Below are 13663 nucleotides of genomic sequence, written 5' to 3'. Positions count from 1 at the left end.
TTGGCATGAGTGCGACCCGGCTGCCCGGCACCCCCCGACTCCTGCGGGCGCTCAACGATCGTGCGGCGCTGGAGCTGCTGCTCGAACGCGGCCCGCTGACCCGGGCCCGGATCGGTGAGCTGACCGGGCTGTCCAAGGTCACCGCGTCCCAGCTCGTCGAGCGGCTGGAGGAGCGGGGCCTGGTGGCCCGGGTCGGCGAGCAGGCCGGCGGGCGGGGCCCGAACGCCCAGCTCTACGCCGTCCGGCCGGGTAGCGCGTACGTGGTGGGCGTGGAGGTGGGCGCGGAGCGGGTGGTGGCGGCCTGCGCCGACATCACCGGTACGGTGGCCGGCCGGGTCGAGCAGTCCACGAAGGACACCGACGACCCGGTCGGCGTGGTGCACAACGCCGTGGTCCAGGCGGCCGCCAGCGCCGGGGCGGAGCTGTCCGCCGTCCGGCGCGTCGTGCTCGGCACGCCCGGCCTGGTGGACCCGCAGACCGGTGACATCACGTTCGCCTTCAACCTGCCGCGCTGGCACAGCGGCCTGCTCGCCGCGCTGCGCGAGGACCTGGACACCCCTGTCGTCTTCGAGAACGACGTGAACCTGGCGGCGGTGGCCGAGGCGCAGTCCGGCGCGGCGCGCGGCACCGCCGACTTCGTGCTGGTCTGGGTGGACGCGGGCGTCGGTCTGGCGATCATGCTGGGCGGCCGGCTGCACCACGGCAGCAGCGGCGCGGCCGGCGAGATCGGCTACCTGCCGGTGCCCGGCGCGCCCATCCCGCGCGACGTGTCCAAGCGGGCCAAGCCGGCGTTCCAGCAGCTCGTCGGCGCCGACGCGGTACGCGCGGTGGCCGCCGAGCACGGTTTCGCCACCCCGAAGGCGGCGGAGCAGGGCGTCGCGGCGGCCCGGGCGGCCGAGGTGGTACGCGCGGCGATCGCGGCCGGCACCGCGGGCGGGCCGATGCTGGACGAGCTGGCCCGCCGGCTGGCCCTCGGCGTGGCGAGCACCTGCGTGGTGCTGGACCCGCCGCTGGTGGTGCTCGCCGGCGCGGTCGGGCAGGCGGGCGGGGCGGCGCTGGCCGAGCGGGTGCAGCACGAGGTCGCCGCGATCACGCTGGTCCGGCCCAGGGTGGTGACCACCGGGCTGACCGAGGAGCCGATCCTGCGTGGCGCGCTGCGAACCGCGCTGGACGCGGTGCGCGACGAGGTGTTCGGCTCGACGGTCGGCTGACCGCGTCGTGCGCCCTGACGCCATGTGAAGGAATCCTTCATGATGGCGTCAGGGTTCGCAAGGAGTTGCCGTGGCGGCGCTTTCGTCACATCAGGTCGCGGCGACGGAACGACGCGAACGCCGCGGCCACCAGCGCGCCGGTGAGCCCGAGCAGCACCACCAGACCCGACGGCCACGTCACCGTGTACGAGCCGTCGCAGTAGCCGGAGATCCCGGGACCGCAGGCGTTGCCGTCCCAGAGCCGCACCTCACCGGAGAGCCAGGCCGCCAGATAACTGGACAGCATGTACCGGTCCGGCCGGCCGACCGCCAGGATCTGGAACACCAGCCGCGCCCCCAGCTCCCACACCACCAGGTACGCGGCCACCGTGCCGAGCGCCGCCGACGTCAGCCGGCCCAGCGTGGCCACGGCGAAGCCGAGCGCCGCAGCGAGCAGCACCAGCACCAGGCCGCGCCCCCAGATCGCGGCGAGCGACGGCCAGAAGTCACCACCGGTCCGCCCCACCAGGCCCGAGGCCTGACCGATCAACCAGAACGCCCCGAGGTACGCCACCGACGCCAGCACCGACAGCCCGACCAGCCCGCCCAGCAGCGTGCCCAGCTTCGTGGCGAGCACCGTCGACCGCCGTGGCCGCCACAGCAGCAGGTTGACCACCCCGCCCGAGTTCAGGTCGGCCCCGATGTAGGAGGCGCCGACCAGGAACCCGAACAGCGTCAGGAACGCGATCAGGAAGTAGAGCAGCGGCTCGGCCTCCTTGGCGAAGACGAACACGCCGCTGAGGTAGTCGGCCGCGCTCGGCAGCTCCTCGATCTGGGCCGGGTCGATCTGGGCGCAGTCGCGCGGCAGGTAGTCGTTCTCGCCCGGCGGGAGCGAGCCCTCCCGGATCCGCAGGCAGCGGTCGTACGTCATCTCCATCTGGCGGACGCTCTCCGCCGCCTGCGCCTGGGCGCGGCTCAGCTCCGCCGGGCCGGGCCGGTGCGAACCGGCGAGCGTGGTCACCACAGTCACCGCGAAGGCGACAGCCAGCAGCACCACCATGAGCTGCACGAAGCGCCGGGCGGCCAGCCGCTCCAGCTCGGCACGGACCAGATTCACGCGTCCACCTCCCGGCTCTCCCGGACGTCGAGGTCGATCACTCCGTCGCTCGGCGGCGCGCCGTCGACCTGCCGCGGCACCGCCACGTGCTCGTGGTCGCCGGTCAGCTCCAGGAAGACGCTCTCCAGGTCCGGCCGCAGCGGGACCAGCTCGCGGACCCACACGCCCTGCTCGCCGAGCGTCCGGCTGATCGTCTCCGGATCCTCCACACCGGTCACCACCAGGTGGTCCGGCCCGACGCTCACCGACAGACCGGCCCGGCCCAGCAGGTCAGCGGCCTGCTCCGGGTCGGCCACCCGCACCCGCCACTGGTGCTGGTCGAAGCCGGCCAGCACCTCCTCCACCGGCCCATACGCGACCCGCCGCCCCCGGCTGACGATCGTCACGTGGTCGCAGATCAACTGGATCTCGGCCAGGATGTGACTGGAGAGCAGCACCGTCACCCCGGCCTCGGCGAGCGACCGGGTCAGGTCGCGCATCTCCCGGATGCCGGCCGGGTCCAGCCCGTTCGCCGGCTCGTCCAGGATCAGCAGATCCGGGTTCTTCAGCAGCGCCGAGGCGACCGCCAGCCGCTGCTTCATGCCCAGCGAGTAGCCCTTGACCCGCTCGTCGCCCCGGTCGCGCAGCCCGACCTGCTCCAGCACCTCGTCCACTCGGCCGGTCGGCACGCCACCGGCCACGGCCAGCAGCCGCAGCGTCCGGTGCGCGGTGAAGTTGCCGAAGAACTGCGGGCTCTCCACGATCGCGCCGACCCGGCCGGCCACGTCCGGCAGATGCTCGGGTGAATCGGCGCCCAGCACGCGCATCCGCCCGGCGTCCGGCCGGACCAGCCCCAGCAGAGCGCGCAGCGTGGTGGTCTTGCCGGACCCGTTCGGCCCCAGGAAGCCGTGCACCTGGCCCGCCTCGACCAGCATGTCGAAACCGTCGACAGCGACCCGGCGCCCCTGGCGCAGCGAGTGGAACGTCTTGCGGAGGCCGGCGATCTCGATGACCGCGCTCATCCGCGCGCCTTCCGGCAGCGGTCGGGCATGGGTGTCCTTCCGGAAGCGGTGACCAACGACACGGCGCCCCACCCTATGGTGGCGACGCCTCCCGTGGGGGGCACCGTGCCGCATGCGTGATTGGATGGTGCGGTGACTGGTGACCTGATCCCCGGCGCCCCGGGCGCCCCCGCCCCCTCGACCGTGGACGCGGATCTGGTGGTCAGCCTCGACGGGGTCGGCGTCAAGCGTTCCGGCACGGCGCTGGTGCACGACGTCGACTGGCGGGTCGAGCTGGACGAACGGTGGGTGGTGCTCGGGCCGAACGGCGCGGGCAAGACGACACTGCTCAACCTGGCCTCCGGCCGGCTGTACCCGACCAACGGCGTCGCCCACGTGCTCGGCGAGCGCATCGGCCGTACCGACGTCAACGAGCTGCGCACCCGCATCGGCCTGTCCACCGCGACGCTCGCCGAGCGGATCCCCGCCGACGAGCGCGTCACCGACGTGGTGGTGACCGCCGCCTGGTCGGTGGTGGGCCGCTGGCGGGAGAGCTACGACCGCACCGACGAGGCGCGCGCCGCCGCGCTGCTGCGCCAGCTCGGCGTCGGGCACCTCGCCGACCGCGCGTACGGCACGCTGTCCGAGGGCGAGCGCAAGCGGGTCCAGATCGCCCGCGCCCTGATGACCGACCCGGAGCTGCTGCTGCTCGACGAGCCCGCCGCCGGGCTCGACCTGGGCGCGCGGGAGGACCTGGTGGCCCGGCTGGCCGAGCTGGCGTACGACCCGGACGCGCCGGCCATGGTGCTGGTCACCCACCACGTCGAGGAGATCCCGCCGGGCTTCACCCACGCGCTGCTGCTCCGCGAGGGCGGCGTGGTGGCGCAGGGCCTGCTCGCCGACGTGCTCACCGCCGACAATCTGTCGAAGGCGTTCGGTCTCCCGCTCGTGGTCACGCGGTCCGGTGACCGCTGGGCCGCCCGCGCCGCCTGAGCGACGGGACGACACAGTGCCGCAGACCCGGATCGCCGTCGTCGGCAGCGCCAACATGGACCTGGTCGGCATCGGCGCCGCGCTGCCCCGGCCCGGCGAGACGGTGCTGGGCGACGACTTCGTCATGCTGCCCGGCGGCAAGGGCGCCAACCAGGCGGCCGCCGCGGTACGCGCCGGCGCCTCCTGCGTCTTCCTCGGCGCGATCGGCTCGGACTCGTTCGGCGTGACGCTGCGGGCCCGGATGACAGCGGCCGGCGTGGACACCGGGCACCTGCGGGTGGTCTACGGCCCGTCCGGCGTCGCCCTGGTCATGGTCGGCGGCGCGGGGGAGAACGCCATCCTGGTCACGCCGGGCGCGAACGCCGCGTTCACGTCGCTGACCGCCGACGAGCTTTCCGCCGTACGCGATGCGGACGTGCTGGTCGCGCAGCTGGAGGTGCCGGTCGAGACGGTGACCGAGGCGGCGCTGGCGGCCCGGTCGGCGGGCACCCGGGTGGTCCTCAACGCCGCGCCGGCCCGGTCGGTGCCGGCCGAGCTGCTGGCGGCCACCGACCTGCTGGTGGTGAACGAGCCGGAGGCGCAGGCGCTGACCGGCCGTGGCCGGGACGAACCGGCGGCGCTGCTGGATCTGGTGCCCCGGGCGGTGCTCACGCTCGGCGGCGACGGCGCCTGGTACGTCGACCGGGACCGGCCCGCGACGCACGTGCCGGCGGTGCCGGTGCAGGTGGTCGACTCGACCGCCGCCGGGGACGCGTTCACCGCCGCGCTCGCGGTGGCCTGGGGCGAGGGGCGGGACCTGGCCGAGGCGGTGCGCTGGGCGGCGGCTGCCGGTGCGGCGTGCGTGCGCAAGCTCGGCGCCTCGGTGGCGCTGCCGCATCGCGCGGAGATCGACGAGCTGTTCGGCGAGTGTTAAGAGGGGGCCCTTCCTCTACCGGAGGCGTTAAGAGGGGGCCCTTCCTTACACCTCGTCGGTGAGGCGTTCGCCGCGGCGGCGCAGCATGCCGAGCCCGGGGATGCCGGCGACCGCGAGCTTGAGATCGCGTGTGACGTCCAGCAGGTCGTGCAGGTCCGGGCCGACCCGGTCGAGCGTGGCCAGGATCGGCAGCACGTCCGACGTGAGGTGGTCCTTCAGCTTCGGCAGCTCGTCGACGAGCCGGATCGCGGCGGTCACCTCCTCCGGGCTGAGCTGCTCCACGAAACGTGCCGCCATCGGCGCGGCCCGGCGCAGCGTCGCCTCGTACGCGGCCAGCAGCTCGTTCGCGACGCCGGTCGCCTTCTCGGCGGTGGCGAGGGTGCCCGCGGCCCGCGCCGTCACCGTCTCCGCCTCGGTCACCACACCGGCCGCGCTCCGGGCCACCCGGTCGGCCTCGCCGACGACGGTGGCCGCCGCCTCGGAGACCCGCTGCGCCTCGCCGACCACAACCGTCGCGGCGGCGGCCACCTCGGTCGCCGTGTCGATCGCCGCGGTCGCGGCGGCGCTGATCACCGCCACCTCACGGACCGCCGTCTCGGCGTCGGTGAGCACCACGTCGGTGCGGTCGAGCGTGCCCTCGATCCGGTCGACCACCCCGTCGATCCGCCGGACCAGCGCCTCCACCTGGTCGAGGACGGCGAAGGCGCGAGCGGGTACCGAGGCCATCGTGGCGGCCGAGCCGAGTGCCTGGTCCACTGCGGTACGGGTGAGGCCGAGCAGGGCGCCGGGCCGGGGGAGAGGGATCGCCATGGCATCCAGTGTGCGGCGTCGGGGCCAGTGCCGCGCGTCGGCGACCGGACGCCGACTGTGACGCCGGGCGACCGGCGGGGCGTAGGGTGCCGGCATGCCCACCCCCGGCCCGGTGTCGCGGCGGACGCTCGCCTGCGGCGTGGTCGCGCTGCTCGCCGTCGTTCTGGGCGCCCTGCTCCTGGTCCGCGCCGACGCCGGGCTGAGCACCCGGCGGGCGACGGTGGCCGGGGTGCCGCTGACCGAGGTACGGGCGGACGGCGCGGACGGTGGCCGGCGGCCCGGGGTGGTGATCGCGCACGGCTTCGCCGGGTCGGCCCGGCTGATGCGTCCGCTGGCCGACTCGGTGGCCCGCCAGGGCGGCGTGGCGGTGCTGCTCGACTTCGCCGGGCACGGCGCCAGCGGGTCCCGGCTGCCCGGCGCCGGGCGGGACGGGGAGGCCGCCCGGGCGCTGCTGCGGCACGACCTGGACGTCGCAGTCGCGTGGCTGCGCGGGCGTCCCGGCGTCGACCCGGACCGGATCGTCCTGGTCGGGCACTCGATGGGCGCCGGCGCTGTGACCCGGTACGCGGTCGCGCATCCGGAGATCGACCGGACCGTGGCGATCTCGCTGCCCGACGGCGGGGACGTGCCGGCCGGCTGGCCGGGGAAGCTGACGCTGGTGGTGGGCGGCCTGGAGTTCGCCGGTTTCCGCCAGGCCGTCGACGACGCGACCCGGGGCGCGCCGCCGGGCGCCCGGACGCGGGTGGTGGCGCCCGGCGTCGAGCACGTGTCGGTGCTGTTCGCGCCGCGTACCCACGCGGCGGTGCTCGACGCGCTCCCGGACCGTACCGGCGGGTCGCCGCCGTCCCCGCTGACCCGGCCGGCCGGCGCCGCCCTGCTGCTGGTGGGGTTCGCGCTCGGTCTGGTGCCGCTTGCGGCGCTGCTGCCGGGTCGGGCGCGGCCGGGCACCGGCGGTCCGCGTACCGGCTGGTGGCTCGCCGCGACGGTGTCGGCGGCCGGGCTGGGCGCGGTGTTCGCCGCGTTGCTGCCGACCGCCCGGCTGCCGCTCGCCGTGGGCGGATATGTCGCGGCGTTCCTGCTGCTCACCGGCGTGCTGCTGGCCGCCGCAGCCCGCTTCGTGCGCCCCGGGCGACCACCGGCGACCGGGGGCGGCGTCCGCACCGCCGTGGTCGCTGTCGTGCTCCTCGGGTACGCGGTGCTCGCCGTCGCGCTGCCGTTGCACCTCGGGCTCACTTCGACAGTGCCGGTCGGGGCCCGCTGGTGGCTGCTGCCCCTGGTGACGCTCTGCTGCCTGGTCTTCCTGCTCGGCGCCGAGCGGCTCGCGGACGGCCACGGACTCCGCTACGCGGCCACCGGCGGCATCGCCGTGCTGGTGCTGGCCGGCGCGGCGCTGATCGGCCTGGCGCCCGGGTTCGTGCTGCTGGTGGTGCCGCTGTTCGCGGCACTGATGGCCTGGCAGGCGGCCTGGGCCGCGGTGCTGCGCCGCCGGGCCGCGCCGTGGTGGCTGGCGCCGCTGCTCGGGGCGGTGCTGCTGGCCTGGCCGATGGCGACCACGCTGCCGCTGGCCTGACCGGCGCTCATCGGCGGTCGGTCTGCTGCTCCACCGCGCGTTGCACGGCCCGGTAGATCTGCCCGAACCGCAGCGCGTCGGGCGTACGGACCAGCATCGTCTCCCGGCCGTGGTGCTGCACCCACAGTTCGTGCACCCGGTTGCCGCGCTCGTAGGAACGGTCCAGCCAGCCGAGCGGCAGTTCCAGGAACGGGGTGAGCGCCAGCCCGATCACCACGAACGCGGCCAGGATGATCAGGGCCAGCTTCCACTCGCCCCGGTCCTGCGCCGACCAGGCGAGCGAGAGCACGCAGACCACGGCGACGAGCGGCGGCAGCGACAGCAGCAGGACCAGCACCCCGCGTCCCAGCACCCGCCCCCGGACCGCGAGTGTCGTGGTGCCGCGCTCGTGCCAGACGTACGTGACGTCGGCGAGCGCGACGACCCGGCCGCCCGCGTGGATCGCGTCCGAGGTGACCTGTACCGCGTCGTCCCGGTAATAGAGGGCCATGAATCAGCCTAACCGCGTGTGTCGACACCGGACGGTCGAGCGTCGGTAGGGTGACGGCATGACGGACCGGGACGGGGCCGGCGTCGGCGGCGACGAGCAGGCGCACAACATCGAGGTGGTCAAGCGCTACCTGCGCACCTTCGTCACGAAGGACCTGACCGAGTTGGCCGAGGTGGTCGACGAGGACGTGCAGATCTACGGCTCCGGCGCGGCGGTGCGCGGTCGGCGCTACCCGGAGGCCGCAGTCTCCTCGCCCGGCCTGACCGTGCTCGACCAGGAGATCGTGGAGATCTTCGCGGCCGGGGACCGGGTGGTGGTGTCGGTGGCGCAGACGTACCGGCGTGACGCCACCGGGGCGACCACAGTGCAGAGCGCCTGCAAGATGTACCGCCTGGCCGGTGGCCGGATCGTGCAGTTCTGGGGCGAACAGGACACCTACGGCCTGCTGCGCGGGCTCGGCCTGCTGCCGGACGAGCCGGTCACGTTCTGACCCGGCGCGGCAGGACCGGGCGCGGCAGAGCCGGGTGCGGCCGGGCCGCGCGGGGTCCGGCGGGGAGCGGCGGGCAGGCTCTCCATGGCCCGCTGCACCGCCCGGTAGATCTGCCCGAAACGCATCGCGTCCCGGGTGTGCAGCAGCCGCACCGGACGCCCCCGCCAGTCGGCCCACATCTCCATCTCCCGGCTGCCCCGGGCGTAGGAGCGATCCAGGTACTCGAAGAGGAAGTCGGCCACCGGCCCGACGGCCAGGCCGATCAGCACCGAGATCCCGACGATGGCGATGGTGACCACCGCCGAGCGTTGCAGCCACACGGCCAGCCCGATGCCCAGCACGGCGGTGACCAGCGGCCCGGCGAGCGCGGCCCCGATCGCGCCGCGCCCGGCGAGCACCCGCCACGAGCGGTCGCCCCGCCGGTGCCACACCGTGGTCAGTTCGGCGAGCGGGTAGCTGCGCCCGTCCACCCGTACCGCCGTGGAGGTGACCTGGACGGAACGGTCGTCGTAGTAGGTGATCATGGCCTCACTCCCGGTGGCGGGACGGCGGCGACCTGGGGAGTCGCCGACACCACACTGTCTACCCCAACGAGGCGAGTCGTAAGGTTGGCACGCGACTTCGACGAGGAAGTGAGGGCAGCGTGAGCGAGTTCGTCAGGCTGGAAGTGAAGGACGGCATCGGCACCATCCGGCTGGAGCGGCCGCCGATGAACGCGCTCAACACCCAGGTGCAGGAGGAGTTGCGCGCCGCCGCGGCGGCGGCCACCGCCGACGCCGAGGTCCGTGCCGTCATCGTGTACGGCGGCGAGAAGGTCTTTGCGGCCGGCGCGGACATCAAGGAGATGGCCGACATGTCCTACGTGGACATGGCGGAGCGGGCGGCCGACCTGTCCAGCGCGCTCGGTGCGATCTCCCGCATCCCCAAGCCGCTCGTCGCCGCGATCACCGGCTACGCGCTCGGCGGCGGCTGCGAGCTGGCGCTGGCCTGTGACTGGCGGATCGTGGCCGAGGACGCCAAGCTCGGCCAGCCGGAGATCAAGCTCGGCATCATCCCGGGCGCCGGCGGCACCCAGCGGCTGGCCCGCCTGGTCGGTCCGGCCCGCGCCAAGGACCTGATCATGACGGGTCGGATGATCGACGCCGCCGAGGCGCTGCGGATCGGCCTGGCCGACCAGGTGGTGCCCGCCGCTGAGGTCTACGACGCCGCGGTGGCGTACGTGAAGCCGTTCCTGACCGGGCCGGCGCAGGCGCTGCGGGCGGCGAAGGCGGCCGTAGACGCGGGTCTGGACATGGACCTCACCTCGGGCCTGGCCTGGGAGAGCCAGCTCTTCGCGGCGCTGTTCGCCACCGACGACCGGCGCGAGGGCATGGTCGCGTTCGTGGAGAAGCGCAAGCCGGGCTTCACCGGCCGCTGACGCGAGAGCTGTTCACATCCGCGCTACCGGCCAGTAGCGTGACCCCGGTCGGTCGATGAAGGGGAATGGCATGACGGAACGGGTCGAGGGCCACGGCGGCGATCTGGCGCTCGCGGCACTACGCGCGCACGGCGTACGGGAGATGTTCACGCTCTCCGGCGGGCACGTCTTCCCGCTCTACGACGCCGCCCACAAGGCGGGCTTCCCCCTCTACGACGTGCGGCACGAGCAGTCCGCGGTGTTCGCCGCCGAGGCGGTGGCCAAGCTCCAGCGCCGCCCCGGCCTGGCCGTGCTCACCGCCGGCCCCGGCGTCACCAACGGCGTCTCCGGCCTGACCAGCGCGTTCTTCAACGCCTCGCCGGTGCTTGTGCTCGGCGGCCGGGCCCCGCAGTTCCGCTGGGGCTCGGGCAGCCTCCAGGAGATGGACCACCTGCCGCTGGTCGCGCCGGTGACCAAGCACGCCGAGACGGTGTTCAGCGCCGACGACATCCCGCGAGCGATCTCGGCGGCGCTGACCACCGCGCTCACCCCGCACCGCGGCCCGGTGTTCCTCGACTTCCCGCTGGAGGCGGTCTTCTCCGTCGGCGACGCCGACCTGCCGGCGGTCACGCCGCCGGCGCCGATCGAGCCGGACCCGGACGAGGTGGCGAAGGCGGCCCGCCTGATCGCCGGCGCGTCCCGGCCGGTGATCATCGCCGGCTCCGACGTGTACGCGGGCGACGCCGTCGAGGCGCTTCGTGCCGCCGCCGAGTCGCTGCGGGTGCCGGTGTTCACGAACGGCATGGGCCGGGGCGCGCTGCCGCCGGAGCACCCGCTCGCGTTCGCCAAGGCCCGCCGGGTCGCGCTCAAGGGCGCCGACGTGGTCGTGGTGATCGGCACCCCGCTGGACTTCCGGCTCTCCTTCGGCGACTTCGGCGACGCGCAGGTGGTGCACGTCGTGGACGCGCCCAGCCAGCGGGCCGGGCACGTTCAGCCGGCTGCCGCGCCGGCCGGTGACCTGCGGCTGATCCTCGGCGCGTTCGCCGACCACGCCGGGGACCGGGCCGACCACGCCGACTGGATCGCCGAGCTGCGGACCGCTGAGGACGCGGCGAAGGCCCGCGACGCCGAGGAGATGGCGGCCGAGAGCGACCCGATCCGGCCGGCCCGGGTCTACGGCGAGCTGCGCAAGGCGCTCGCCCCGGACGCCATCACCATCGGCGACGGCGGCGACTTCGTGTCGTACGCCGGGAAGTACCTGGAGCCGGCCCAGCCCGGCACCTGGCTCGACCCCGGCCCGTACGGGTGCCTCGGCACCGGCATGGGCTACGCCATGGGCGCCCGGGTCAGCCACCCCGACCGGCAGATCTGCGTGCTGATGGGTGACGGCGCGGCCGGCTTCTCGCTGATGGACGTGGAGTCGCTGGTCCGGCAGAAGCTGCCGGTGGTGATCGTGGTCGGCAACAACGGCATCTGGGGGCTGGAGAAGCACCCGATGCGGGCGATGTACGGCTACGACGTCGCCGCCGACCTCCAGCCCGGCCTGCGCTACGACAAGGTGGTCGAGGCGCTCGGCGGCGCGGGCGAAACGGTGGAGAAGGCGGCCGACCTCGGTCCGGCGCTGGGACGCGCGTTCGACTCGGGCGTGCCGTACCTGGTGAACGTGCTGACCGACCCGGCCGACGCGTACCCCCGCTCGTCGAACCTGGCCTGAACACGGCGCGTGCGGGCCGTCCGCCGGGTGACCGGCGGGCGGCCCGCGGCGCGTGTCAGACCTCGGGGCGGTCCCGGTCGTCCGGGCGCCCGCGCAGCTCCTCCTCGCGGCGGCGCAGGTCCTCCTCCCACAGCCGCAGCCGTTCCTGGTCCTCGCGGCGGGACCGCTCGTCCAGCGAGGCGAGGAAGTCCGGGTCGTCGTCCGGGGCGAGCGGGCGGCGGGCCGGGGCGGCGGTACCGCCCGCGCCGGTGACGCCCACGGCTCCGGCCGGGCGCTCGCGGCCCACCAGGAACCAGGCGATCGAGCCGACCAGCGGGAAGACGAGGATGACCAGCACCCAGACCATCCGGGGCAGCGCCTTGACCTTCTCCTTGTCGGCGGAGAGGCAGCTGATCAGCGCGACGACGGCAAGGACGACCTGAACCAGGAACAGCAGCGCGAAGAGGCGGGGCATGCCCCATGATGGCTCACCCGGGCACGTCAGTGCACCCCGCCGAGCACATGCGCCACGCCGAGCACCGCAAGTCCGGCCGCGCCGAGCGCGGTCAGCGGCACCGACCAGCTGTCGAGCCGGCGCGGTCCGGTGCCGGTGGCCCGGTGCCACGTCACCACCAGCACGGCGAGCCAGACCAGGAGCGCCGCCCCGGTCAGCAGCGCGTCGAGGACGCGGCCGGTGAACGCCTGCCGGAGCTGGAGCAGCAGCACCGCGGTCAGCGTGAGCAGCGTCCGCCGCCAGGCCAGCCGGGTGCGCTCGGGTTGCAGGCCGGGGTCGCGGGTCACCCCGCGCCGCCCAGCAGCACGGCCACCAGCAGCAGCGCGCCGACCGCGACGATCAGCGCCAGCACGGCCGGGAAGCGGGACGCGGGCAACTCCTCGTTCAGCCGCATGGCCCGTTCGGTCCGCGCCCAGTGGTCGACCGCCCGGATCGAGACGGCCGCGCCGAGCAGCAGCAGCGCGATCGCGAGCGCCTCGCGCAGGTGGGCCAGGCGCAGTGGCGGAAGGAACTGCGCGGCGGCCAGCCCGCCCGCCACCAGCGCCAGGCCGGTACGCAGCCAGGCCAGAAAGGTCCGTTCGTTCGCCAGCGAGAAGCGGTAGTCCGGCGGGGTGCCGACCGAACGCAGCTCACGCGGGTCGAACCAGCTCTTGATCGACTCCCACACGCTGCCGATTATCCGCTTTGCCCCGCGCCTAGCCTGGGGGGATGACCGATCTTGACGCGCGTGAGATGCGCGACGCCTACGACGCCCAGATCCGACCGGAGCTGCCGGACCCGCTGCCGGACGGGGTGACGGTGGAGCGGGACGGTCCGCTGTTCCGCGTGCTCGGCCTCGACCACCGCGGCTTCCTCACCTACCGGACGCTCGACGGTCTGGCCGGCGCCGAGCTGGACGCGCTGATCGCCCGGCAGGTCGAGTTCTTTCGGGCCCGGGGCGAGGCGGTCGAGTGGAAGCTCGCCGGTCACGACGAGCCGGCCGACCTGGGCGACCGGCTGCGCGCCGCCGGGTTCGTGCCGGAGGACCAGGAGACAGTAGTGGTCGGCCCGGTCGCGCCGCTCGCCGCCGCCGTCCCGGTGCTCCCCGAGGGGGTACGCCTGCGCGAGGTCACCGGCCGGGCCGACCTGGAGCGGATCGCCGCCATGGAGGAGGAGGTCTGGCACGACGACCGCAGCCGCCTGGTTACCGGGCTGGCGCGGGAGATCGAGGCGGACCCGCAGTCGATCACGGTCGTGGTGGCGGAGGCGGGGGAGACGGTGGTCAGCGCCGGCTGGGTCCGCTATCAGCGCGGCACCGGCTTCGCCAGCCTCTGGGGCGGCTCGACGCTGCCGCAGTGGCGGAAGAAGGGCATCTACCGGGCGCTGGTGGCGTACCGGGCGCGGCTGGCGCAACAGCGCGGCAAGACGCTCGTGCAGGTGGACTGCTCGCCGGACAGCCGCCCCATCCTGGAGCGGCTCGGGCTCGTTGCGGTCACCACCTCCACGCCGTACGTCTACACTCCGTGAT

At 74.5% G+C, this 13663-nt stretch carries 16 protein-coding genes; 8 read left to right on the top strand and 8 right to left on the bottom strand.

All coding sequences use genetic code 11. The features are described 5' to 3' along the window. Positions 1-5 precede the first annotated feature (5 nt). Entirely contained in the window at positions 6-1211 is a 1206-nt protein-coding gene (locus ACSDG8_RS11190) for an ROK family transcriptional regulator (RefSeq protein ID WP_210898714.1), read from the top strand. An 85-nt stretch (positions 1212-1296) separates the two neighbouring features. Here the strand turns inward: ACSDG8_RS11190 and ACSDG8_RS11185 are convergent, their stop codons facing one another. Both ACSDG8_RS11185 and ACSDG8_RS11180 read right to left on the bottom strand, forming a co-directional pair. After that, positions 1297-2307, bottom strand: coding sequence for an ABC transporter permease subunit (locus tag ACSDG8_RS11185; RefSeq protein WP_210898716.1), 1011 nt, complete (start codon positions 2305-2307; stop codon positions 1297-1299). Next, a complete protein-coding gene (locus ACSDG8_RS11180) occupies positions 2304-3308 on the bottom strand; it encodes an ABC transporter ATP-binding protein (RefSeq protein WP_210898718.1) in 1005 nt (334 codons plus the stop codon). Before ACSDG8_RS11180 ends, ACSDG8_RS11185 begins: the two co-directional genes overlap by 4 nt. Positions 3309-3440: 132 nt before the next feature. Between ACSDG8_RS11180 and ACSDG8_RS11175 the strand changes: the two genes are divergently transcribed. After that, entirely contained in the window at positions 3441-4280 is an 840-nt protein-coding gene (locus tag ACSDG8_RS11175; RefSeq protein WP_073830874.1) for an ABC transporter ATP-binding protein, read from the top strand. Between the two features lie 16 nt (positions 4281-4296). Then, the gene (locus tag ACSDG8_RS11170; RefSeq protein WP_210898720.1) at positions 4297-5193 is read left to right on the top strand and encodes a ribokinase; all 897 of its coding nucleotides are present in this window, start codon (positions 4297-4299) and stop codon (positions 5191-5193) included. 45 nt (positions 5194-5238) lie between these two features. On the opposite strand, the gene ACSDG8_RS11165 is transcribed toward ACSDG8_RS11170, so the two are convergent. Further along, positions 5239-6003 carry a hypothetical protein gene (locus ACSDG8_RS11165; protein WP_210898722.1) on the bottom strand — a complete coding sequence of 255 codons (765 nt, stop codon included), beginning with the start codon at positions 6001-6003 and terminating at the stop codon, positions 5239-5241. Between the two features lie 94 nt (positions 6004-6097). Between ACSDG8_RS11165 and ACSDG8_RS11160 the strand changes: the two genes are divergently transcribed. Then, positions 6098-7573, top strand: coding sequence for an alpha/beta fold hydrolase (locus ACSDG8_RS11160; protein ID WP_210898724.1), 1476 nt, complete (start codon positions 6098-6100; stop codon positions 7571-7573). Between the two features lie 7 nt (positions 7574-7580). On the opposite strand, the gene ACSDG8_RS11155 is transcribed toward ACSDG8_RS11160, so the two are convergent. After that, positions 7581-8063: a DUF6232 family protein gene (locus ACSDG8_RS11155; RefSeq protein WP_210898727.1), complete on the bottom strand. Its 483-nt coding sequence runs from the start codon at positions 8061-8063 to the stop codon at positions 7581-7583. 58 nt (positions 8064-8121) lie between these two features. Between ACSDG8_RS11155 and ACSDG8_RS11150 the strand changes: the two genes are divergently transcribed. Further along, positions 8122-8553: a nuclear transport factor 2 family protein gene (locus ACSDG8_RS11150; protein WP_210898729.1), complete on the top strand. Its 432-nt coding sequence runs from the start codon at positions 8122-8124 to the stop codon at positions 8551-8553. On the opposite strand, the gene ACSDG8_RS11145 is transcribed toward ACSDG8_RS11150, so the two are convergent. Then, positions 8499-9077, bottom strand: coding sequence for a DUF6232 family protein (locus ACSDG8_RS11145; protein ID WP_210898732.1), 579 nt, complete (start codon positions 9075-9077; stop codon positions 8499-8501). The two genes, ACSDG8_RS11150 and ACSDG8_RS11145, sit on opposite strands and share 55 nt — an antisense overlap. A 119-nt stretch (positions 9078-9196) precedes the next feature. Here ACSDG8_RS11145 and ACSDG8_RS11140 point away from each other — a divergent pair, with 119 nt between their 5' ends. Both ACSDG8_RS11140 and ACSDG8_RS11135 read left to right on the top strand, forming a co-directional pair. After that, positions 9197-9970 carry an enoyl-CoA hydratase-related protein gene (locus tag ACSDG8_RS11140; protein ID WP_210898733.1) on the top strand — a complete coding sequence of 258 codons (774 nt, stop codon included), beginning with the start codon at positions 9197-9199 and terminating at the stop codon, positions 9968-9970. 70 nt (positions 9971-10040) lie between these two features. Then, positions 10041-11663 (top strand): acetolactate synthase, encoded by a 1623-nt coding sequence (locus tag ACSDG8_RS11135; protein WP_210898734.1) that lies wholly within the window; start codon positions 10041-10043, stop codon positions 11661-11663. A gap of 55 nt (positions 11664-11718) precedes the next feature. On the opposite strand, the gene ACSDG8_RS11130 is transcribed toward ACSDG8_RS11135, so the two are convergent. From ACSDG8_RS11130 to ACSDG8_RS11120, 3 genes are read right to left on the bottom strand one after another with little or no spacing between them, the layout of a single operon-like run. Next, the gene (locus ACSDG8_RS11130; protein WP_210898736.1) at positions 11719-12117 is read right to left on the bottom strand and encodes a PLD nuclease N-terminal domain-containing protein; all 399 of its coding nucleotides are present in this window, start codon (positions 12115-12117) and stop codon (positions 11719-11721) included. A 26-nt stretch (positions 12118-12143) separates the two neighbouring features. Then, entirely contained in the window at positions 12144-12443 is a 300-nt protein-coding gene (locus tag ACSDG8_RS11125) for a DUF202 domain-containing protein (RefSeq protein WP_210898737.1), read from the bottom strand. Further along, a complete protein-coding gene (locus tag ACSDG8_RS11120; protein ID WP_210898738.1) occupies positions 12440-12823 on the bottom strand; it encodes a YidH family protein in 384 nt (127 codons plus the stop codon). Before ACSDG8_RS11120 ends, ACSDG8_RS11125 begins: the two co-directional genes overlap by 4 nt. Before the next feature lie 41 nt (positions 12824-12864). On the opposite strand from ACSDG8_RS11120, the gene ACSDG8_RS11115 reads away from it, so the two are divergent. Next, entirely contained in the window at positions 12865-13662 is a 798-nt protein-coding gene (locus ACSDG8_RS11115; protein WP_210898739.1) for a GNAT family N-acetyltransferase, read from the top strand. The last annotated feature ends 1 nt before the right edge of the window (position 13663 follow it).

The organism is Micromonospora sp. LA-10 (assembly GCF_051853095.1).
In the GTDB taxonomy this organism is placed as follows: Bacteria; Actinomycetota; Actinomycetes; order Mycobacteriales; family Micromonosporaceae; genus Micromonospora; species Micromonospora echinospora_A.
Note: the sequence above shows the minus strand (reverse complement) of the source record. Positions and strands in the feature narration are given on the sequence as shown.